We start from the raw sequence: 20,458 nt of genomic DNA, 5'->3' as shown, positions 1-20,458 counted from the left end.
CCACGTCAGGCGGCGGCGCCCCCGTCGATCAGCAGGTCCGCGCCGACCACGGAGGTGGATTCGTCGGACGCCAGGTACAGCACGGCGGCGGCGACCTCGGCCGTGCTGGACACGCGGCCGAGCGGCGACCGCTCCTTCATCCGGGCGGCCCGTCCCGCCTCGGTCTCGCCGGGCAGGAACGACATGGTGGTGTCGGACGAGCCGGGGCTCACGGTGTTGATGCGGACCCCGTCCCTGATGTGCTCGACGGCCGCCGCACGGCTCAGCGCGGAGACCGCCGCCTTGGTCGCCCCGTAGGCGGCCGTGCCCGGCACGGTGGTGTGCGCGCCGATGGTGGAGCCGATGTTCACGATGGTGCCGCCCGCGGCCTGCGTGCGCATCTGTCCCACCTCGGCCTGGAGGGCGAGGAGGACGCCGGTGACGTTGATGTCGAGCATGGTGCGCCAGTCCGCCTCGGGCAGCTCGGTGACCGGCTGCCCGGCGCGCAGGACGCCCGCGTTGTTGACGGCCACGTCCAGCGAGCCGAAGCGCTCCACGGTGGCGGTGACCAGGGCGGCGAGGTCGGCCGAGCGGGACACGTCGGCGGTGACGGCGAGCGCGGCGGCGCCGGCTTCCTCTATCAGGCCCGCGGTCTCCTTCAGGGGGGCCTCGGTACGTCCGGCCACGACCACGTTCGCGCCCTCCGCGGCGAAGGCGAGCGCGATGGCGCGACCGAGGCCGGAGCCGCCGCCGGTGACGAGGGCCGTGCGTCCTGCGAAGCGGGTACGGGGCGTGGTTGCTGCGAGCATGACGTCTCTCTTTTCTTGACCGTTCGGTCAATTATCGGGGCATGGCGAAGGGCGGTATGTGCGGCATGGGGGGAGGTCAGTCCAGGAGTGCGAGCGCCTGCTCCGCCGCGTCGCGTACGCGGGCCGGGTCCGAGGACGCCTTGCCGACCACGCGCAGGCCCTGCATCAGGACGAGCAGCATGCGGGCCAGCGCCAGCGGATCGCGGCCCTCCGGCAGCTCGCCCTGGGCCTGCGCGCGCACCAGGGCGGAGTGGAGGAGGGTTTCCAGGTGCTCCCAGCTCCGCTCGACGTGGCGCGCCGCCGCGTCGTCGTGGGGGCCCAGCTCGGCCGCGGTGTTGGTGACGAAGCAGCCGAGGCGGCCGCCTTCGCCGGAGGCGGCCTCGCGGGCGAAGCGGCGCACCACCGCGCGCACCGCGGGCAGGGCGGGGCCCGGCCGTGACAGGTCGGTGAGCAGGTGCGGGTCCTGGTTCTGCGCGTACCGCTCCAGGGCCTTCAGGTATAGGTCGTGCTTGTTGCCGAACGTCGCGTAGACACTGGCCCGGCCGATGCCGAGCGCCTCGACGAGGTCCGCCATGGACGTCGCCTCGTAGCCGCGCCGCCAGAACAGCTCTAGGGCCGACTGGAGCGCGGCGTCCGGATCGAATTCCTTGGTCCTGGCCACGAGGGAACAGTACGTTTTTCTGGAACGAACGGTCAAGTAATGTGCGGCGGTTCGGTCGGGGGACGTGCGGCTCCGGTGCTCCGGTCAGGCGATGCGCACCGGATGCGTCTCCACCGTGACCTCGTCGTCGTCCAGGCACCGCCCCGTCTCCAGGTCGAACCGCTGCTTCAGGAGCGGCGACGCGACGAACGGGCGGCCGTCCGCGGTGCCGAGCAGACCCCGGGAGAGCACCGCGGCGCCCGTGAACGGGTCCCGGTTGTCGATCGCGTACGCGCGGCCCTCGCGGTCCAGGAACAGCGCGGCCTGGCGGCCGTCGGGCAGCAGCGCCGCCAGGCCCCGCCCCGGCGTGAGCCGCGCGCGCTCGCAGACCTCGTACCAGTCGTCGGAGAGCTGGAGTTGCACGTTCATCGGGAGGCTCCTTCCAGGGGGCGCCGGCCGATGGCCAGCAGCGGCAGGTCCGGCTTGATCTGGTCGCGCTCGGGGACGAAGCCGACCGTCGGGTCGGGCACGCCCGGCGCGTTGACGAAGGACACGAAGCGGGCGAGCCGCTCCGGGTCGTCGAGGGTGTCGGCCCACTCGTCGCGGTAGTGCGTGACATGGTCGGCCATGAGCGCCTCCAGCTCGGCGCAGATGCCGAGGGAGTCGTGGACGACGACGTCGCGCACGTGGTCGAGGCCGCCGTCGATCCGCTCCAGCCAGGCCGCGGTGCGCTCCAGGCGGTCGGCCGTGCGGATGTAGAACATCAGGAACCGGTCGATGAGCCGGACCAGTTCCGCGTCGTCCAGGTCCTGCGCGAGCAGGTCGGCGTGGCGCGGGGTGGCGCCGCCGTTGCCGCCCACGTACAGGTTCCAGCCGCTCGCCGTGGCGATCACGCCGAAGTCCTTGGACTGGGCCTCGGCGCACTCGCGGGCGCAGCCGGAGACCGCCGACTTCAGCTTGTGCGGGGCGCGCAGGCCGCGGTAGCGCAGCTCCAGGTCGATGGCCATGCGCACGGAGTCCTGCACGCCGTAGCGGCACCAGGTCTGCCCGACGCAGGACTTCACGGTCCGCAGCGCCTTGCCGTACGCGTGGCCCGACTCGAAGCCCGCGTCCACCAGGCGCGTCCAGATCATCGGGAGCTGCTCGACGCGGGCCCCGAAGAGGTCGATGCGCTGCCCGCCGGTGATCTTCGTGTAGAGACCGAAGTCGCGCGCCACCTCGCCGATGACGATGAGCTTCTCCGGGGTGATCTCGCCGCCGGGGATGCGCGGCACCACCGAGTAGGAGCCGTTCTTCTGGAGGTTGGCCAGGAAGTGGTCGTTGGTGTCCTGGAGCGCGGCCTGCTCACCGTCCAGGACGTGGCCCTCCGCGCCGATCGTCGGGGCCAGTGAGGCGATGATCGACCCGACCGTCGGCTTGCAGACCTCGCAGCCCTCGCCGCCGCGCGCCCCGGTGCGGCCGTGCCCGTCGAGCAGCTCGCGGAACGTGGTCAGCCGCAGGGCGCGCACGATCTCGTACAGCTCCTGGCGGGTCTGGCCGAAGCAGCCGCACAGGCCCTTGTCGCCGGTCTGGGGGAGGAGCTGACCGATGAGCTTCACGCAGCTCCCGCAGCCCGTCCCCGCCTTGGTGCACTTCTTCACCTCGGGCAGCGTGGCGCAGGCCTGGATCTCGTCCTTGGTGACGTTGTGGCAGTTGCAGACCACCGCGGAGCCCGGCAGCGCCTCCGGGCCGAGCGCGGCGGGGGCGCCCGTTCCCGCGGGCAGCACCAGTTGTTCCGCGGGCACCGGCGGCACGGTCCCGGTGAGCGGGCGCAGCAGCCCGTACGCCTCGGCGTCGCCGACGAGCACCCCGCCGAGCAGCTCGCCGCCCGCGCCCATCACCAGCTTCTTGTACGTGCCCGAGCGCGAGTCGGCGTAGACGACGTCGAGGCAGCCCTCCGCCGTGCCGTGGGCGTCGCCGAAGGAGGCGACGTCGACGCCGAGGAGCTTGAGCTTGGTGGAGAGATCGGCGCCCGTGAAGCTCGCCCCCTGGTCGGCCGCGATGGCGGCGGCGGCCGTCTGCGCCATCTCGTAACCGGGCGCGACCAGGCCGTACACCCGCCCGTCCGCCGCCTGCGCGCACTCGCCGATCGCGTACACGTCGGGGTCGCTGGTGCGGCACCGCTCGTCGACGGTGATGCCGCCGCGCTCGCCGACGGTGAGGCCGTGCTCGCGGGCGAGCTGGTCGCGCGGCCGGACCCCCGCGGAGAACACCACCAGGTCGGTGGCGAGTTCGCTCCCGTCGGACAGCTTCATGCCGCGCACGGCGCCGTCGCCGTCCGTCACGATCTCCTGCGTGCCGGTGCCCGTGTGGACACTCAGGCCCATGCCGGTGATGGTGCGGAGCAGCGCCTGGCCGCCGCCCTCGTCGACCTGTACCGGCATGAGGCGCGGCGCGAACTCCACCACGTGCGTGGCGAGTCCGAGGCCGCGCAGCGCGCCCGCCGCCTCCAGGCCGAGCAGACCGCCGCCGACCACCGCACCGGTCGTGGCACGCTGCTTCGCGTACTCCTCGATGGCGAGCAGGTCCTCGATGGTGCGGTACACGAAGCAGCCCGTCGCGTCCTTGCCCGGCACGGGCGGCACGAACGGGTAGGAGCCCGTGGCCAGCACGAGCGTGTCGTACGGGAAGACCCGGCCCGAGCGTGCCGTGACGGTCCTGGCCTGCCGGTCGAAGCTCTCGGCGGGCTCGTCGACGTACAGCTCGATGCCGTGCTCGTCGAGGAACTCCCGGTCGGTGAGCGAGAGTTCGTCGGGCGTGCGGCCCGAGAAGTACGAGGTGAGCTGCACCCGGTCGTAGGCGGGGCGCGGCTCCTCGCACAGCACCACGATCCGGTGGCTCGCCGCGAGCCCGCGCTCGACGGCGGCCTCCAGGAAGCGCTGTCCGACCATGCCGTGGCCGACGAGCACGATGGCGGGACGGCCTTGCGAGGACCGGGCGGGGTTCGGCTGGGGCTTCGGCATGTCAGCGGCCTCCGATGGGGGTCTGCCCCGCACGAACGGGATCGAGAGCTGAGGGAAGGTGGGGAAGGTGGGGAAGGGCGAGTAGGTGGAGCAGGGGGCTTTCGTCCTCGGGCAGGGCGTCGTCGGCCTCCCAGGCACGGGCGAGCGCGCCCACCGACGCGAGGTCACCGAGCAGGACGCCGCCGACCAGGCGGTCGCCGCGGACGACGACCTTGCGGTAGGTGCCGCGGGTGGCGTCGGCGAGCTGGATGACGTCGTCGTCGGGGCGCGGCTCGGGGTCGCCGAACGCGGCGAGGTCAAGGGGGCCAGGACCCGCGAGGGTGAGCCGGGTCAGCATGCGGCTGCCCGCGTAGGGGCGCGCGGCGGGGCCGGTGAGGGCGTCGGCGAGCGCGTCGGCCTGTTCGAGCGCCGGGCTCGCCAGACCGTAGACGCGGCCCGCGTGCTCCGCGCAGTCACCGACCGCCCTGATGTGCGGATCGGACGTCCGCAGCAGGTCGTCCACGACGATCCCCTTGCGTACGTCGAGTCCCGCGGCCTGCGCCAGACCGGTGCGGGGGCGCACGCCGCAGGCCAGGACGGTCAGGTCGGTCTCCAGCGCGTAGCCGTCGGCGAGCTCCACCCGGCGCACCGACCCGTCGGTGACGGCGACCCCGCGTACCCGGCACTCGGTGTGCACCTCGACGCCGAGGCCGGTGAGGTGCGCCCGCACCAGCTCGGAGGAGGCCGGGTCGAGCTGGCGCTCCATGAGCCGCTCGGCCTGCTGGGTGAGGACGACCTGCGCGCCCCGGTGGGCCAGCGCCCTCGCCGCCGATACGCCGAGGAGGCCGCCGCCGATGACGACGACGCGGACACCGGGCTCGACGGCGGCGGACAGCGCCAGGCAGTCGTCCATCGTGCGGAAGGCGTGGACGCCGCCGGGCAGCTCACCGGCGCCGGGGGCGAACAGGCCGCGCAGCGGCGGCAGTACGGGGTTGGAGCCGGTCGCCAGGACCAGCGTGCCGTAGGGGACGACGGTGCCGTCCTCGCAGTGGACCTGGCGCTCGGCGCGGTCGATGCGGGTGGCGCGGGTGCGGAGCAGGGTGGCGCCGGGGCTCGGCAGGGTGGTCAGCTCCGCGCCGTAACGGCCCGCCAGGACCTCTGCCAGGAGGACGCGGTTGTACGGGGCGTGGGCCTCGTCGCCGATCAGTACCGTGTCGGTACCGAGGCGGCTCGCCACGCGGGTGCCGGCCAGACCCGCGCCGATCACCACTGCCTTGGGTGTCATGGCATTCAGCGTGCGCGGCGGGTGTTACCCGGACGGGGCCCGAGTGTTTCCCGGCGGGATCGCTGTCCTCAGCTTGGGGGTGGCGGGAGTGTGAGGGAGCGTGGGGGTGCGAGGGGGTGTGGGGTGTGAGGGAGCGTAGGGGTGCGAGGGAGCGTGGGGGTGTGAGGGAGTGTGAGGTCTGGCGGTCGCGGTTCCTTGCCGCCTTGCGGTGACCTCAGAAGTACCTCAACTAACACCCGTATCCGTGGACGCTGCACCCATCCCGTCCATAAGGTCGCGATCATGCCTGACATATCGCTGACCACCGTCGTCGTCCTCTGTGTCGCCGCCCTCGCGGCGGGCTGGATCGACGCCGTGGTCGGCGGCGGGGGACTGCTGCTGCTCCCCGCCCTGCTGCTCGGGCTGCCCGCGGGGACCCCGGCCGCGCACGCCCTCGGCACCAACAAGGCCGTGGCGATCGTCGGCACCGCGGGCGCCGCCGTGACGTACGTCAGGAAGACCCGCGTCGACGTGCCGACCGCCGTACGGATCGGCCTCGCCGCGCTCGCCGGATCGATGGGCGGCGCCTTCTTCGCGGCCGGGATGAGCACCGAGGTGCTGAAGCCCGTCATCATGGTGGTGCTGGTCGCCGTGGGCGCCTTCGTGATCCTGCGGCCCGCCTTCGGCACCGCGCCCCCGGCGGAGCCCGCTTCGCCGAAGCGGATCCTCGCCGCAATCGGCTTCGCGGGGCTCGGCATCGGCTTCTACGACGGCCTGATCGGCCCCGGCACCGGCACCTTCCTCGTCCTGGCCCTGACCGCCGTGCTCCACCTCGACCTGGTCGCCGCCTCGGCCACCGCCAAGATCGTCAACTGCTGCACCAACGCGGGCGCCCTCGCGATGTTCGCCTGGCAGGGCGCGGTCATGTGGAAACTCGCCGCGCTGATGGCCGCCTTCAACCTCGCGGGCGGCATGTTCGGCGCCCGCACGGCACTCAAGAAGGGCAGCGGCTTCGTCCGGATCGTGCTGCTGACCACCGTCCTCGGCCTCGTGGTGAAGATGGCGTACGAGCAGTGGGTCGCCTGAGCTCAGCGGATCTCGGTGAGGTGTGCGAAGACCACCACGTTGCCCTGGTAGCCGGTCTCCTTCGAGTATCCGCCGCCGCAGGTGATGACCCGTAGCTCGGGCCGGGACGCGGCCCCGTACACCTTGTCGTCGGGGAAGGCGTCGGCGTCGTACACCTCGTTCGCGTCGACCGTGAAGACGGCCACGCTGCCGTCCCTGCGCTCCACCTCGATGGTGGTGCCCCGGCGCAGCGCGCCCAGCTCGTAGAAGACGGCCGGGCCCTCCTTGTTGTCGACGTGGCCCGCGACGACGGCGGTGCCGCGCTCGCCGGGCGTGGTGCCCGCCTCGTACCAGCCGGCGAGGTTCTTCCGCTCCGGCGGCGGCACGTCGAGGCTGCCCTGGCGCGTCAGGCCGAGGCCCATCAGCGGTGTGTCGACGCCGATCGCGGGGATGCGCAGGCGGTCCGGCGGGGACGGGGGAAGGGCCGCGGAGCCGGGTTCGTGCCGGGCGTCGGCGTCGTGGTGTCCCGGCAGGTCCGAGGCCGCCTGCGCGGCGGACGGCTGCGGGGGGCGCGGCTCGGCGCCGCTGCTCAGCAACCACGCGCCGGAGCACAGCGCCACGGCGCTGACGGTCGCTATGAGCGCGTTGCCGCTCTTTCCACGCGTTCCTGACGCGAGACGTATACGGCGCATATGGCGTCCCCTTGGGGGGTGGCGGGCTAGGACTGGGGTGGGGGTGAGGCCGGGGTGTGGGGGAGGGGCCTCGTCCCCCTCCCCGCCCGCGGGGGGACATGGGCGGGGAGGGGGCGTAGGCGGCGGTACCGGTGGACAGCGGAGGGCGTCCGTCAGATCCTGTCGCCTCTCGCCCGGCGATGCAGGAGCCAGGTACCGCCCGCGGCGGCGACGGCCAGTGCCGCCACGCCCGCCGCGGTCTGCACGGGGTCGGGGCCGAGTGCGCCACCGACCCCCGTCTTCACGTGCCCCCTCGGCTGCGGCTGGTGCCGCTCGCCCGCGGCCGCGGTGGAGGTGATCGTCACCACCAGATCTGCCGCGATCCGCCTGTTCTTCACCCCGGAGCCGCCCGCGCCGGAGCACTTCGCGGCGATCTCGTAGGTGCCGGGCTGCGCGGAGGGCGGCACCTCGAAGCGGCCGGTCGCCTCTCCGGGGCCGCCGCCCGGCGCCAGGGTGAACCTGCCGGCGCCCACCGCGCTGGCGTCGCCCGCCGCGGTGCCGCCGGAGCCGCAGGCGGTGGTGTGCACGGTGACGGTGGAGCCCGGGGTGACGGTCGCCGGGGTGATCACGAGGTCTCCGCCGGCCGCCGCGGAGGCGGGCCCGGCCAGGGCGCCGGCTGCCGCGGCGAGGGCGGTACCGGTCAGCAGACGGGCGATGCGCATGATGCTCGTTCCTCCGAGGCCTCCGCGTGGGCGCGCCCCGCGACACCCCAAGTGCCGCTGCGTCGGACGAGCCCTACTCCTCCGAGGTAAGTGGCACTCGGCGGCGCGCGCCTCCCGGTGGGCTGCGGGAAAGCCTGGGCCGGGGTGGTTCCCGACGCCTCACCGGAAGCGTTCCAGCAGGTCACGGGCTTTACCGTGGCCCGACTTCGAAGACCGTGAGCGGCGGCTGTGAATGGGTGACCTGGCCCTGCCGGGCGTGGGGGCGTTGCCGGGCCTGGCCCTGCCGGGCGTGGGGGCGTTGCCGGGCCTGGCTCTGAGCCCGACCCGGCGTTCTCGGCTCGGCCTGTCGCGGGCTGCGGCTGACCCGGCGTCTCGGCTCGGCGTCTTGGCTCGGCCCGTCGCCGGCTGCGCCGCGCTCGTCCTCAAGCGCCGGACGGGCTATCTACCTGGCTCCGCGCCGGGTTTGTCCTCTTGCGGCGGGCGCACGGGCCTTCTGCCTCACTCCGCACCGGATTGTCCTCGTGCGGCGGACGCGCCGGCCGTGTGGTCAGACCGTGTCCCAGGGGACCTCCTCGTAGACCCCGGCCACCGTCGCCATCAGCTTCTCGTCGACCCCGTACGCCATGTCGTCGATCCGCCGCACCGGACTGACCCCCCACGCGTTGGTGACGAAGGCCGCCGCGTACGACGGCAGGTCCGCGAGGGTGACGCGGGCGTGCCGGGTGGGGACCCCGGCGGCCGGCAGGCCCGCCTCCACGAGCTGCATCGTGATGCCGGACAGGTGCGGCGCGTCCGGCCAGACGACGCTCACCCCGTCGAAGAAGCCGATGTTCGTGACGGCGCCCTCGCTGATCTCCCCGTCGGGACCGGTGAGCAGCGCGCTGTCGTACCCCGCCCGCCGGGCCAGCTCGGCGTAGTGCGCCTGGCCGAAGCCGCCCAGGTGCTTGATGTGGGCGAAGGGCCGCAGGTACGGCACCGAAAGCAGGGACTGCGCCCGGCCCTCCATGGTCCGCGCGAGTACGGTCGGCGGCCGCACGGTGATCATCACGGACGGCTTCCCGCCCGGGGCATGGACGTGTACGCGTACGGAGGCGTCCTCGATGTCGTCACGCAGGATGTGCCGGAGGTGCCCGCGCACCAGCTCCCCCTCCAGAGCCTCGCCGAACAGCTCGCGCGTCGCCGCGTCCAGCCGCGCCAGATGCCGGTCCATGCCGCGCACCTTGCCGTCTCTGACCTGCATCGCGGTGAAGTGCCCGGGGTTGGCGAGGGCCGGCCAGAGCAGCCCGGCGGCAGTGGCGGGCCGGCCGTCGATCTCAATGCGCTGCACCAGCGCGGCGGTTGTCATGAGGCCACGCTACGAGACACCCCGAGCCGCCGTTTCCCGCCCAGGGAACCCCCCGTGCACAATCTCGGTATGGACGCTGACGACCTGACCGAACCGGCCACGCCGACCGAACCGGCCACGCCGACCGTACCGGCCCCGCCGACGGTGCTGACCGTGCTGACCACCACGGACGCGGAGGACAAGGCCCGGGACCTGGCGAGCGGTGCGGTACGGGCGCGGGTCGCGGCCTGTGCGCAGATCACCGGCCCCGTCACGTCCGTGTACCGGTGGGAAGGCGCCGTAGAGACCGCCCAAGAGTGGCAGGTCCTGCTCAAGACGACCGCCGCGCGCTACGACGCCCTGGAGGCCTGGCTCACCGAAGCCCACGACTACGACACCCCGGAGATCATCGCCACGCCCGTGGAGCGGGGGAGCGCGGCCTACCTGGAGTGGGTGGCGCGGGAGACCGCCGGGTGACCCCCAGGCCGCCCTTCCTCATCCGTCTTCATCCGTAGGGGCCTCAGCCCGTTCGAGTCGTACCGCGCACACCTTGAACTCCGGCATCCGTGACACCGGGTCCAGGGCCGGGTGCGTCAGGGAGTTGGCCCGCCCCTCGCCCGGCCAGTGGAACGGCATGAACACCGTGTCGGAGCGGATCGACGACGTGACCCGCGCCGGGGCCACCGCGCGGCCACGCCGCGACACGACGGCTACCGGCTCGCCGTCCTCGATCCGAAGGCGTGCCGCGAGGCGTGGGTGCAGCTCGACGAAGGGCCCCGGTGCGGCGGAGTTGAGCTCGTCGACCCGCCGGGTCTGCGCCCCCGACTGATACTGCGAGAGCACCCGCCCCGTGGTGAGCAGCACGGGATACTCCGCGTCCGGCTCCTCGGCCGCGGGCCGGTGCACCACCGGCACGAACCGCGCCCGCCCGTCCTCGGTGGCGAACCGGTCCAGGAACAGCCGCCGCGTCCCGGGATGCGGCGACCCGCTCCCGCTCCCGCCCCCGTCCTCCCCGCCCTGCGCGGGGCACGGCCAGAACAGTCCCTCTCCCTCGTCCTCCGTCAGCCGCTCGTAGGAGATGCCCGAGTAGTCCGCCGGTCCGCCCGCGCTCGCCCGGCGCAACTCCTCGAAGACCTCCTCCGGTTCGGCGGGGAACTTCTCCCCGTGCCCGAGCCGTGCCGCGAGGCCGTGCAGGACCTCCAGGTCACTGCGGACCCCGGCGGGCGCGGACACCGCGCGGCGCCGCAGCAGGACCCGGCCCTCCAGGTTCGTCACCGTGCCGGTCTCCTCGGCCCACTGCGTCACCGGCAGCACCACGTCCGCCAGCTCGGCCGTCTCCGACAGGACCACGTCGGCCACCGCGAGGAAGTCGAGCGAACGCAGCCGCTCCTCCACATGCGCCGCCCGCGGCGCCGACACGACCGGGTTGGAGCCCATCAGGAGCAGCGACTTGATGTCCCCGCCGAGCGCGTCGAGCAGTTCGTACGCCGACCTGCCGGGCCCCGGCAGCGACTCGGGTGTCACGCCCCAGACCTCCGCCACATGGGCCCGCGCCGCCGGGTCGGTCAGCTTGCGGTACCCGGGCAGTTGGTCCGCCTTCTGCCCGTGCTCCCGCCCGCCCTGGCCGTTTCCCTGCCCGGTCAGGCAGCCGTACCCGGAGAACGGCCGCCCGGCGCGCCCCGTGGCCAGGCACAGGTTGATCCACGCCCCGACGGTGTCCGTGCCCTTGGAATGCTGCTCGGGACCGCGTGCGGTGAGCACCATCGAGGTCTCGGCGCCGCAGAAGAGCCGTGCGGCGTCCCGCAGTTGCGGCACGGGCACGCCGGTGATCCGCTCGACGTGCTCGGGCCAGTGCGCCATCACCGCCGCCCGTGCCTCCTCCCATCCACTGGTGCGCTCCGCGATGAACGCCTCGTCCGTCCGGCCCTCCGCCACGATCAGGTGCAGCAGACCGAGCGCGAGCGCGAGGTCCGTGCCGGGGCGCGGCGCCAGGTGCAGATCGGCCTGTTCCGCGGTCCGTGTCCGCCGGGGGTCCACGACGATCAGGGTGCCGCCGTTCTCCCGCAGCTCCGTCAGGTACCGCAACGCGGGCGGCATCGTCTCCGCGAGGTTCGACCCGACGAGGATCACGCACCCGGTGCGGGGGATGTCCTCCAGCGGGAACGGCAGCCCCCGGTCGAGCCCGAACGCCCGCTGCCCGGCCGCCGCGGCCGACGACATGCAGAACCGTCCGTTGTAGTCGATCTGCGACGTCCCGAGCGCCACCCGCGCGAACTTGCCCAGCGCGTACGCCTTCTCGTTGGTCAGCCCACCGCCGCCGAACACTCCGCAGGCGTCCGCGCCGTGTTCCGTACGCGTGCGGGACAGCTCGTCGGCGATCCGGTCCAGAGCCTCCTCCCAGGTGGCCGGCGCGAGCTCGCCCGTGGCGCGGTCCCGTATCAGGGGCTCGGTCAGGCGCACCCGCGAGGAGAGCACGGCCGGTGCCGTACGTCCCTTGCCGCACAGGGCGCCCCTGTTCACCGGGAAGCCCGCACGCTCCTTGACCTCCACGCCCCCGCCGGGCCCCACCGCCAGGCCCATCCCGCACTGCAACGCGCAGTACGGGCAGTGCGTCGGTGTCGCGGTTGCCGGGGGTGTCGCCGTGGAGTGCATGCCGCCAGCCTGCGCCGACCTTGTTACGCGCCTCCGCGCGGTCGCGTTACGCACGCGGTAAGCCGACCTCAGCCGTGCCGGCCCCCCACTGTGAGGACCATGTGCCCTCAGCGCCGCGAGGCCAACGCGCGCTCCACGCCCGGCTCCCGCGGGCCCAGGAAGTGCGGGTCGGGCCTGAACACCGCGTCGAGCGCGGCCTTGCCCGCCGCGAAGACCTCCCGGGAGCCGCCGTAGTACCAGGTCGCGTCGTGGTCGGCGTCCACCCCGACGCCGTACGACGAGACGCCCGCCGCGTCGCACAGCGCGACCGCCCTGCGTATGTGGAAGCCCTGACTGATCAGCACCGCCCGGTTCACGCCAAAGATCTTCTTGGCGCGGACGCAGGAGTCCCAGGTGTCGAAGCCTGCGTAGTCACTCACGATCCGCCGTCCCGGCACTCCGTGCTTCTTCAGATAGGCCCGCATCGCGTCCGGCTCGTCGTACTCCTCGCGGCTGTTGTCGCCCGTGACGAGGACGACCTCTATCCTGCCCGCGCGATACAGCTCCGCCGCCGCGTCCAGGCGGTGGGCCAGATAGGGCGAGGGCTCGCCCTTCCACAGCCCGGCGCCGAAGACCACCGCGACCCGTTCCTTCGGCGCGTCCGCGACCGTCCCTATCTCGCCGTCCGTCGTCACGAACAGCCACGTCATCGGCGTCAGCGCGAGCACGCACAGCACCACCACCGCCCGGAAGGCTCTGCGCTGTCCCCGTCTCGTGCGCGGCAACCGCAACCGCAACCGCGACCGCAACCGCACCCGGAGTCGCAGTCGCCGTCGCAGCCACTGGGGCCGGGCGGCGGCCGTCCCCCGCGACACCGCGGCCCGCAGCGACGCGAGCCGCCCCGGCGCCGAACCGCCCCGTCCTTCGTCCTCACCCGGCGGCCTCAACCGCCGCCCCCACCTCGACCGTTTCATGCGATCCGCCCCTGTGCCCGCCGGATCTCCCCCGATCCGATCACTGCCACAACCGTAGGCGACCCCGCCGACGGAATCAGCGCCCCGCGTCCCGGACGCCGCCCTGAAACAACCCTGACCCACCCCTGACGCCCGGCCCGCCCCATCCCTGACGCCCGCCCCGCCCCACCCGTGAGTCCCGCGAAAACAGCCGTCATCGGCGCGCAACGCGTCCGCAATCTGCTCCGGCCATCCTCGGTCCATGACGCCGTCGAACCCTCCGCGCGACGACCCCGGCAGCACACACCCGGACACCCGCCCCGACGTCCACCTCGACACTACGGCGCAACTCATGGACCGCATCAACAGCCGGCTCGGCAGCCGCCTCCGCCTCGTCACCCTCGACGGCAGGCACCGCACCGCATCGCGCACCGCACCCCACACTCCACCCCACCCCGCCCCCACCCTCGTCCTGGTCGCCCACGGCAGCCGCGACCCCCGCGCCCTCGCCACCGTGAAGGAACTCGCCGAGCGGGTCCGCGAGCAGCGCCCCGGTCTCGCCGTGCGCCTGGGCCACATCGAGCTGAACGAGCCGCTGCTCACCGACACCCTCGCCGCGCACGCGAGCGGCCGGGCCGTGCTCGTGCCGCTGCTCCTCGGCCGCGGCCAGCACATCAAACGCGACATCCCTGCGGCCGCCGCGGGCGCGCCCCACGTGGACACCCGCGCCGCCGCCCCGCTCGGCCCGCACCCGCTGCTCGCCGAGGCCCTGCACACCCGGCTCGTCGAGGCGGGCTGGCCCCCGCGACCGCTCGGCGCGGCCGCGCGCCGCCGCCATGCCGTCGTCCTCGCCGCGGCGGGCTCCCGGGACCCGGAGTCGGGCGCGGACACCGAAGCCGCGGCCGGACTGCTCGCCGAACGGCTGCGTGTCCCCGTGGTCCCCGCCTACGCCGCGCCCACCGCGGCCTGCGCCCGTACCGTGCCGGAGGCGCTCGCGGCCCTGGCCGCGCAGGGCAGGACCCGGGCCGCCGTGGCCGCCTACTTCACCGCCCCCGGCCGTTTCGCCGCCCAGAGCGCGGGCGCGGCGCCCTGGATCGCGGCGGCTCCGCTCGGCGCCCACCCGGCCCTCGCCCGCCTCGTACTGCACCGTTACGACCAGGCGTGCGGCGCCCCGCCGGTGGCCGAACAGCGCCGCCTGACCGCCGTCTGACGACGGGCCAGAGCCCCCTTTGTCACTGCTTGCGTCTACTGTCGACGCATGGAAGGCACAGCACCGAACGCGCGAGACGACGCCTACGAGGCGTGCGACGAGTCCGCCTACGAGGCGTACGACGAGGCCGCCGTCGAGCGGTGGGCCGCCGAGCCCGACAAGCGTCCCGGGCGCACGGCCTTCCAGCGCGACCGCGCGCGCGTGCTGCACTCCTCCGCGCTGCGCCGCCTCGCGGGCAAGACCCAGGTCGTCACCCCCGGCACGCGCAACCAGGCCTGGGACGCCAGCGCCCGTACGCGTCTGACGCACTCCCTGGAGTGCGCGCAGGTCGGCCGCGAGCTGGGCGCCGCCCTGGGCAGCGACCCCGACCTGGTGGAGACCGCCTGCCTCTCGCACGACCTCGGCCACCCGCCCTTCGGGCACAACGGCGAGCAGGCGCTGAACGAGGTGGCGGCCGACTGCGGCGGCTTCGAGGGCAACGCCCAGTCGCTGCGGCTCCTCACCCGCATCGAGCCGAAGCGCTTCGTCCGCTCCGGGACCACCGGCGACCTCGTCAGCGTCGGTCTGAACCTCACCCGGGCCTCCCTCGACGCCGCCACCAAGTACCCCTGGCCGCGCGGCGGCCACCCCAGTGACCCGGACTCCTCGAAGTTCGGGGTCTATGAGGACGACCGCCCGGTCTTCGACTGGGTCCGCAAGGAGGCCCCGGGGCAGCGCGTCTGCTTCGAGGCGCAGATCATGGACTGGTCGGACGACGTGGCGTACTCGGTCCACGACTTCGAGGACGGCCTGCACGCGGGGCACATCGACCCGAACGCGCTGCACGCCGAGCCCGAGCGGCAGGACGTCTACGCCGTGGCGATCGGGCGGTACGTACCCGAGGACACCGACCCCGAAGAGCTCGCCCACGCCCTCGACCGCCTCCTGGAGCAGGAGTGGTGGCCGCACGGGTACGACGGGACGGCCGTCGCCCAGGGCCGCCTGAAGGACGCCACCAGCCAGCTCATCGGCCGCTTCTGCCTGGCCGCGGAGGCCGCCACGCGCGCGGCGTACGGCCGGGGGGCCCTCACGAGGTACGCCGCCGAGCTCGTCGTCCCCCGCGAGGCGCGGCACGAGTGCGCGGTGCTCAAGGCCGTCGCCGACCGCTACGTGATGCAGCGCCCCGCGCAGGAGCGGCTCCGCGCGGACCAGCGCATCGTGGTCGCCGAGCTGGCCGACGCGCTGATGACGCGCGCGCCCGACGGGCTCGACCCGCAGTTCCGCGCGCTGTACGAGACGGCGTCCGACGACCGCGCGGCGCAGCGCGTGGTGGTCGACCAGATCGCGTCCCTGACCGACGCGGCGGCCCGCGCGCTGCATGTCCGGATGACGTCGAGACACCTGCGCGGCCACGCTCAGTGATCAAGGAGTGACCACGGGGTGTGACGGAATGTGGCCACCAGGCTTCGCGCCCCCTTCCCCCATCACCCTCTGTGCGGGACGCTCCTCTGGCATGTCAGACAGCGTTCCGGCGTTCAGATTAGTTTTCACCGGGTACACCCCGGTCCCCCGGCGAGGAGGCATCAAGTGGTCGACGCGCATCAGACGTTCGTCATTGTGGGAGGAGGTCTGGCCGGCGCCAAGGCGGCCGAGACTCTCCGTTCCGAGGGTTTCACCGGCCGGGTGATCCTCGTCGGCGACGAGCGTGACCACCCCTACGAGCGCCCGCCCCTGTCCAAGGGCTACCTCCTCGGCAAGGAGGAGCGCGACAGCGTCTTCGTCCACGAACCGGGGTGGTACGCGCAGGCCGACGTCGAGCTGCACCTGGGGCAGCCCGTGGTCGCCGTCGACCGCGAGGCGAGGAGCGTGCGCCTGGGCGACGGCACGGTCATCCACTACGACAAGCTGCTGCTCGCCACCGGAGCCGAGCCGCGGCGCCTCGACGTCCCCGGCACGGGCCTCGCGGGCGTGCACCACCTGCGCCGCCTCGCCCACGCCGACCGCCTCCGGCAGGTCCTCACGGCCCTCGGCCGCGACAACGGCCACCTGGTGATCGCGGGGGCCGGCTGGATCGGCCTGGAGATCGCGGCGGCCGCCAGGGAGTACGGCGCCGAGGTGACCGTCGTCGAGCGCGAGGCCACGCCGCTGCACGCCGTCCTCGGCCCCGAGGTGGGCCAGATGTTCGCGGACCTGCACGCCGAGCACGGCGTCCGCTTCCACTTCGGCGCGAGCCTCACCGAGATCGTCGGCCAGGACGGCATGGTCCTCGCGGCCCGTACGGACGACGGCGAGGAGCACCCCGCGCACGACGTCCTCGCCGCGATCGGCGCGGCCCCGCGCACGGCCCTCGCCGAGGCCGCTGGCCTCGCCCTGGCCGGGCGCGCGGAGGGTGGCGGCATCGCGGTCGACGGCTCGTTCCGCACCTCCGACCCCGACATCTTCGCGGCCGGTGACGTGGCGGCCGCCGAGCACCCCCTCTTCGGCACGAGGCTGCGCGTGGAGCACTGGGCGAACGCCCTGAACGGCGGTCCCGCCGCGGCCCGCGCGATGCTCGGCAGGGACGTCGCGTACGACCGGGTGCCCTACTTCTTCTCCGACCAGTACGACGTGGGCCTGGAGTACTCGGGGTGGGCGCCCCCGGGCTCGTACGACCAGGTGGTGGTGCGCGGTGACGCCGGCAAGCGGGAGTTCATCGCCTTCTGGCTGCGCGAGGGCCGGGTGCTCGCCGGGATGAACGTCAATGTGTGGGACGTCACGGAGACCATCCAGAAGCTGATCCACTCCGGCGCACGGCCCGACCTGAACGCCCTCGCGGACCCCGGCACCTCCCTGGCGTCGCTGACCGCGTGACGGTCCGGGCGGGAGTGTCACAGGCGGGCCGTAGTATTCCTACGTGGCAGGCAGGATCAATGACGAGGACGTGAAGGCGGTTCGGGACGCGGTCCCGATCGACGCCGTGGTCTCCGACTATCTCCAGCTGCGCAACGCCGGCGGCGGAAACCTCAAGGGCCTGTGCCCCTTCCACGACGAGAAGTCCCCGTCCTTCCAGGTCAGCCCGAGCAAGGGTCTCTTCCACTGCTTCGGCTGCCAGGAAGGCGGCGACACGATCGCCTTCGTGATGAAGATCGACCACCTCACGTTCTCGGAGACGGTCGAGCGCCTCGCCGCCAAGGCGGGCATCACCCTGCGGTACGAGGAGGGCGGGTACAACCCCAGCCACCAGCGCGGCGAGCGCATCCGCCTGGTGGAGGCCCACAAGGTGGCCGCCCAGTTCTACGTGGAACAGCTGGAGAGCCCCGAGGCCGAGATCGGCCGGAAGTTCCTCGCCGAGCGCGGCTTCGACCAGGCCGCGGCGGCGCACTTCGGCGTGGGGTACAGCCCCGCGGGCTGGGACCACCTCACCCGCTTCCTGCGCGGCAAGGGCTTCACCGACAAGGAGCTGACCCTCTCCGGCATCTCCCAGGAAGGGCGCCGCGGCCCCATCGACCGCTTCCGCGGCCGTCTGATGTGGCCGATCCGCGACATCGGCGGCGAGGTCGTCGGCTTCGGCGCCCGTAAGCTGCGCGACGACGACAACGGCCCGAAGTACCTCAACACGCCCGAGACGCCGATCTACAAGAAGGGCCAGGTCCTGTACGGCGTCGACCTGGCCAAGAAGGAGATCGCGAAGACGTCCCGCGCGGTCGTCGTCGAGGGGTACACGGACGTCATGGCCTGCCACCTCGCGGGCGTCACGACCGCCATCGCGACCTGCGGCACGGCCTTCGGCGGCGACCACATCAAGATCCTCCGCCGCCTCCTGATGGACAACGGAAGCGCCCGGGTGATCTTCACCTTCGACGGTGACGCGGCGGGCCAGAAGGCCGCCCTGCGCGCCTTCGAGGACGACCAGAAGTTCGCCGCCGAGACCTACATCGCCATCGCGCCCGACGGCATGGACCCCTGCGACCTGCGCCTGGCCAAGGGCGACGAGGCGGTCGCCGACCTCGTCGAGCCGCGCACGCCGCTCTTCGAGTTCGCCCTGCGCCAGATCGTCGGGCGGTACGACCTGGAGACCCCGGCGGGCCGCGCCGCCGCCCTGGACGAGGCGGGGCCCGTCGTGGCCCGCATCAAGAACAGCGGCGCGCAGCACGAGGTGGCCGTCCAGCTCGCCGGCATGCTCGGCATCCTCGACACCCAGTTCGTCGTCAAGCGCGTGTCCCAGCTCGCCCGTTGGGCCCGCGACCGCGGCGGCAGGGGCCCCGCCCAGCCCCAGGGCAGGCCCCAGCAGACGTACGCACAGGGCCCGCCCGCGCCCAGCGGCCCCGCGCTCACCCTGCGCAGCCCCGCCCACCGCACGGAGCGTGAGCTGCTCAAGCTGGCGCTCCAGCGCCCGGAGCTGGTCTCCCCGGCCTTCGACGCGTACGGAGTGGACGAGTTCACCGCCCCGCCCTACGCCGCGGTGCGCCAGTGCGTCGAGGAGGCGGGCGGCGCCGAGGCGGGCATCGCCGAGCCGCAGGACTACCTCGCGCGGGTGCTCGACGCGGCCCCCGACGACACGGTGCGCCGCATGGTCACCGAGCTCGCCGTCGAGGCCATCATGCGCAAGACCGTCGACGAGAACTACGCGGGCGTGCAGCTCGTCCAGGTGCGGCTGCGCGCCGTCGACCGCCGCATCCGGGACGTCCAGGGCAGCCTCGCCCGGCTCGGCGCGGGCGGCGACCCCCAGCAACTGATCGCCGTGCAGAACGAATTGTGGGTCCTCCAGCAGTACGCCCAGGCGCTGCGCGACCGCGGAGCCGACGCACTTTAGAGGTGTGACCCCGGCTCACGGGTTACCCGTCCGGTAACCACGCGGTCACGGACCGGACTCAGAAAGTCCCCGCACGCCCCTCGTGGCGGCCGTGTGTCGTGCCCCACACTGGGTTCCGGTGCCTGAGTCCTCGGAGCGCGGCCGGCCCGCACACAGCGGGCCCGACACCCCCGCGGTTCCACACATCGTGTCCGGGACGGACAGCGGCAAGGCCGCCGTCCCTCTTCCGTTGCCGCACGCCTCAGCTGCGATCACCCTGGAGGTCGCCCCCGTGCAGACCCAGACCCTCACCCAGACCGACACCGCCGCGCGCACTGCCGCGGACGCGGACGTCCTGGAGGCGGTGCCCGCGCAGAAACGGGCCGCCGGGCACCCCGAATCCGCCCCGCCGCGCGACACGACCGAGACTCCCGAAGCGGCGGAGGCCGCCGAGGCACCGGACCCGCGGGACGCCCCCGACACCCCCGACGCCCTCGAACCCGAGACCGTCGACGTGCCCGTCCCCCGTGGCCGCGCCGACACGGGCGGTCCCTCGTCAGACCTGTTCCGCCAGTACCTGCGCGAGATCGGACGCATCCCGCTGCTCACCGCGGCGGAGGAGGTCGAGCTCGCCCGCGGTGTGGAGGCCGGCCTCTTCGCCGAGGAGAAGCTGATCAACGCCCCCGACCTGGACTCGCAGCTCGCCCTGGACCTCGACAAGCTGGTCGTCATGGGCCGCATGGCCAAGCGCCGCCTCATCGAGGCGAACCTGCGCCTGGTCGTCTCCGTCGCCAAGCGCTACGTGGGTCGCGGCCTGACCATGCTCGACCTCGTCCAGGAGGGCAACCTCGGCCTGATCAGGGCCGTCGAGAAGTTCGACTACGCCCGGGGGTACAAGTTCTCCACGTACGCCACCTGGTGGATCCGTCAGGCCATGTCCCGCGCGCTCGCGGACCAGGCCCGCACGATCCGGGTGCCCGTACACGTGGTGGAGCTCATCAACCGCGTCGTGCGCGTCCAGCGGCGGATGCTCCAGGAGCGCGGGTACGAACCCACGCCCGAGGAAGTGGCCGCCCAGCTCGACCTGCTGCCCGAGCGCGTCAGCGAGGTGCTCCGCCTCGCGCAGGAACCGGTCTCGCTGCACGCCCCGGTGGGGGAGGAGGACGACGTCGCGCTCGGTGACCTCATCGAGGACGGCGACGCGACGTCCCCCGTGGAGTCGGCGGCGTTCCTCCTGCTCAGGGAGCACCTGGAGGCCGTCCTCTCCACCCTCGGCGAACGCGAACGCAAGGTCGTCCAGCTCCGCTACGGCCTCGCGGACGGCAGGCCCCGCACCCTGGAGGAGATCGGCCGCATCTTCGGCGTGACACGCGAACGCATCCGCCAGATCGAGTCGAAGACCCTCAACAAGCTGCGGGACCACGCCTTCGCGGACCAGCTGCGGGGCTACCTGGACTGA

At 73.3% G+C, this 20,458-nt stretch carries 17 protein-coding genes; 7 read left to right on the top strand and 10 right to left on the bottom strand.

Annotated features, from left to right (window positions below; translation table 11 throughout):
* Window positions 1–5 precede the first annotated feature (5 nt).
* From ACRAKF_RS13510 to ACRAKF_RS13490, 5 genes are all read right to left on the bottom strand, one after another.
* A complete protein-coding gene (locus ACRAKF_RS13510; protein ID WP_447037293.1) occupies window positions 6–788 on the bottom strand; it encodes an SDR family NAD(P)-dependent oxidoreductase in 783 nt (260 codons plus the stop codon).
* A 76-nt stretch (window positions 789–864) separates the two neighbouring features.
* The gene (locus ACRAKF_RS13505) at window positions 865–1,449 is read right to left on the bottom strand and encodes a TetR/AcrR family transcriptional regulator (RefSeq protein ID WP_447037292.1); all 585 of its coding nucleotides are present in this window, start codon (window positions 1,447–1,449) and stop codon (window positions 865–867) included.
* Between the two features lie 84 nt (window positions 1,450–1,533).
* Window positions 1,534–1,857, bottom strand: coding sequence for a nitrite reductase small subunit NirD (gene nirD, locus ACRAKF_RS13500; protein WP_447037291.1), 324 nt, complete (start codon window positions 1,855–1,857; stop codon window positions 1,534–1,536).
* Window positions 1,854–4,430 carry a nitrite reductase large subunit NirB gene (gene nirB / locus ACRAKF_RS13495; RefSeq protein ID WP_447037290.1) on the bottom strand — a complete coding sequence of 859 codons (2,577 nt, stop codon included), beginning with the start codon at window positions 4,428–4,430 and terminating at the stop codon, window positions 1,854–1,856. Before nirB ends, nirD begins: the two co-directional genes overlap by 4 nt.
* Before the next feature lies 1 nt (window position 4,431).
* Window positions 4,432–5,694: an NAD(P)/FAD-dependent oxidoreductase gene (locus tag ACRAKF_RS13490; protein WP_447037289.1), complete on the bottom strand. Its 1,263-nt coding sequence runs from the start codon at window positions 5,692–5,694 to the stop codon at window positions 4,432–4,434.
* A gap of 282 nt (window positions 5,695–5,976) precedes the next feature.
* On the opposite strand from ACRAKF_RS13490, the gene ACRAKF_RS13485 reads away from it, so the two are divergent.
* On the top strand, window positions 5,977–6,759 hold the full coding sequence (locus tag ACRAKF_RS13485) for a sulfite exporter TauE/SafE family protein (protein WP_447037287.1): 783 nt from the start codon (window positions 5,977–5,979) through the stop codon (window positions 6,757–6,759).
* A gap of 2 nt (window positions 6,760–6,761) precedes the next feature.
* On the opposite strand, the gene ACRAKF_RS13480 is transcribed toward ACRAKF_RS13485, so the two are convergent.
* The 3 genes from ACRAKF_RS13480 to ACRAKF_RS13470 form a co-directional block, all read right to left on the bottom strand.
* The gene (locus ACRAKF_RS13480; protein WP_447037286.1) at window positions 6,762–7,430 is read right to left on the bottom strand and encodes a class F sortase; all 669 of its coding nucleotides are present in this window, start codon (window positions 7,428–7,430) and stop codon (window positions 6,762–6,764) included.
* Between the two features lie 152 nt (window positions 7,431–7,582).
* Window positions 7,583–8,134, bottom strand: a complete 552-nt coding sequence (locus ACRAKF_RS13475) for a hypothetical protein (protein WP_447041964.1) — start codon at window positions 8,132–8,134, stop codon at window positions 7,583–7,585.
* A 544-nt stretch (window positions 8,135–8,678) separates the two neighbouring features.
* On the bottom strand, window positions 8,679–9,476 hold the full coding sequence (locus tag ACRAKF_RS13470) for an aminotransferase class IV (protein ID WP_447037285.1): 798 nt from the start codon (window positions 9,474–9,476) through the stop codon (window positions 8,679–8,681).
* Between the two features lie 69 nt (window positions 9,477–9,545).
* Between ACRAKF_RS13470 and cutA the strand changes: the two genes are divergently transcribed.
* Window positions 9,546–9,932 carry a divalent-cation tolerance protein CutA gene (gene cutA / locus ACRAKF_RS13465; protein ID WP_447037284.1) on the top strand — a complete coding sequence of 129 codons (387 nt, stop codon included), beginning with the start codon at window positions 9,546–9,548 and terminating at the stop codon, window positions 9,930–9,932.
* Between the two features lie 18 nt (window positions 9,933–9,950).
* Here the strand turns inward: cutA and ACRAKF_RS13460 are convergent, their stop codons facing one another.
* Window positions 9,951–12,107 carry a molybdopterin oxidoreductase family protein gene (locus tag ACRAKF_RS13460; protein WP_447037283.1) on the bottom strand — a complete coding sequence of 719 codons (2,157 nt, stop codon included), beginning with the start codon at window positions 12,105–12,107 and terminating at the stop codon, window positions 9,951–9,953.
* Window positions 12,108–12,214: 107 nt separating this feature from the next.
* Complete coding sequence (locus ACRAKF_RS13455; RefSeq protein WP_447037282.1) at window positions 12,215–13,060, bottom strand: SanA/YdcF family protein; 846 nt, start codon at window positions 13,058–13,060, stop codon at window positions 12,215–12,217.
* A gap of 241 nt (window positions 13,061–13,301) precedes the next feature.
* Here ACRAKF_RS13455 and ACRAKF_RS13450 point away from each other — a divergent pair, with 241 nt between their 5' ends.
* The 5 genes from ACRAKF_RS13450 to ACRAKF_RS13430 all read left to right on the top strand — a co-directional run bounded on the left by ACRAKF_RS13450 (window position 13,302) and on the right by ACRAKF_RS13430 (window position 20,458).
* Complete coding sequence (locus tag ACRAKF_RS13450; RefSeq protein WP_447037280.1) at window positions 13,302–14,249, top strand: sirohydrochlorin chelatase; 948 nt, start codon at window positions 13,302–13,304, stop codon at window positions 14,247–14,249.
* Window positions 14,250–14,297: 48 nt separating this feature from the next.
* Window positions 14,298–15,650 carry a deoxyguanosinetriphosphate triphosphohydrolase gene (locus ACRAKF_RS13445; protein WP_447037279.1) on the top strand — a complete coding sequence of 451 codons (1,353 nt, stop codon included), beginning with the start codon at window positions 14,298–14,300 and terminating at the stop codon, window positions 15,648–15,650.
* A gap of 165 nt (window positions 15,651–15,815) precedes the next feature.
* Window positions 15,816–17,078: an NAD(P)/FAD-dependent oxidoreductase gene (locus ACRAKF_RS13440; protein ID WP_447037278.1), complete on the top strand. Its 1,263-nt coding sequence runs from the start codon at window positions 15,816–15,818 to the stop codon at window positions 17,076–17,078.
* Window positions 17,079–17,121: 43 nt separating this feature from the next.
* The gene (dnaG, locus tag ACRAKF_RS13435; RefSeq protein ID WP_447037277.1) at window positions 17,122–19,020 is read left to right on the top strand and encodes a DNA primase; all 1,899 of its coding nucleotides are present in this window, start codon (window positions 17,122–17,124) and stop codon (window positions 19,018–19,020) included.
* A 118-nt stretch (window positions 19,021–19,138) separates the two neighbouring features.
* Window positions 19,139–20,458, top strand: a complete 1,320-nt coding sequence (locus ACRAKF_RS13430) for an RNA polymerase sigma factor (RefSeq protein WP_447037276.1) — start codon at window positions 19,139–19,141, stop codon at window positions 20,456–20,458.

The organism is Streptomyces sp. DSM 118878 (assembly GCF_052936595.1).
This window is presented reverse-complemented; position numbering and strand designations above follow the sequence as displayed.

What these genes read in the sequence shown, in the direction of transcription:
- ACRAKF_RS13510 (WP_447037293.1), bottom strand. Translation starts at nt 788, where the DNA reads ATGCTCGCAGCAACCACGCCCCGTACCCGCTTCGCAGGACGCACGGCC.
- nirD (WP_447037291.1), bottom strand. Translation starts at nt 1,857, where the DNA reads ATGAACGTGCAACTCCAGCTCTCCGACGACTGGTACGAGGTCTGCGAG.
- nirB (WP_447037290.1), bottom strand. Translation starts at nt 4,430, where the DNA reads ATGCCGAAGCCCCAGCCGAACCCCGCCCGGTCCTCGCAAGGCCGTCCC.
- ACRAKF_RS13490 (WP_447037289.1), bottom strand. Translation starts at nt 5,694, where the DNA reads ATGACACCCAAGGCAGTGGTGATCGGCGCGGGTCTGGCCGGCACCCGC.
- ACRAKF_RS13485 (WP_447037287.1), top strand. Translation starts at nt 5,977, where the DNA reads ATGCCTGACATATCGCTGACCACCGTCGTCGTCCTCTGTGTCGCCGCC.
- ACRAKF_RS13480 (WP_447037286.1), bottom strand. Translation starts at nt 7,430, where the DNA reads ATGCGCCGTATACGTCTCGCGTCAGGAACGCGTGGAAAGAGCGGCAAC.
- ACRAKF_RS13470 (WP_447037285.1), bottom strand. Translation starts at nt 9,476, where the DNA reads ATGACAACCGCCGCGCTGGTGCAGCGCATTGAGATCGACGGCCGGCCC.
- cutA (WP_447037284.1), top strand. Translation starts at nt 9,546, where the DNA reads ATGGACGCTGACGACCTGACCGAACCGGCCACGCCGACCGAACCGGCC.
- ACRAKF_RS13460 (WP_447037283.1), bottom strand. Translation starts at nt 12,107, where the DNA reads ATGCACTCCACGGCGACACCCCCGGCAACCGCGACACCGACGCACTGC.
- ACRAKF_RS13455 (WP_447037282.1), bottom strand. Translation starts at nt 13,060, where the DNA reads ATGAAACGGTCGAGGTGGGGGCGGCGGTTGAGGCCGCCGGGTGAGGAC.
- ACRAKF_RS13450 (WP_447037280.1), top strand. Translation starts at nt 13,302, where the DNA reads ATGACGCCGTCGAACCCTCCGCGCGACGACCCCGGCAGCACACACCCG.
- ACRAKF_RS13445 (WP_447037279.1), top strand. Translation starts at nt 14,298, where the DNA reads ATGGAAGGCACAGCACCGAACGCGCGAGACGACGCCTACGAGGCGTGC.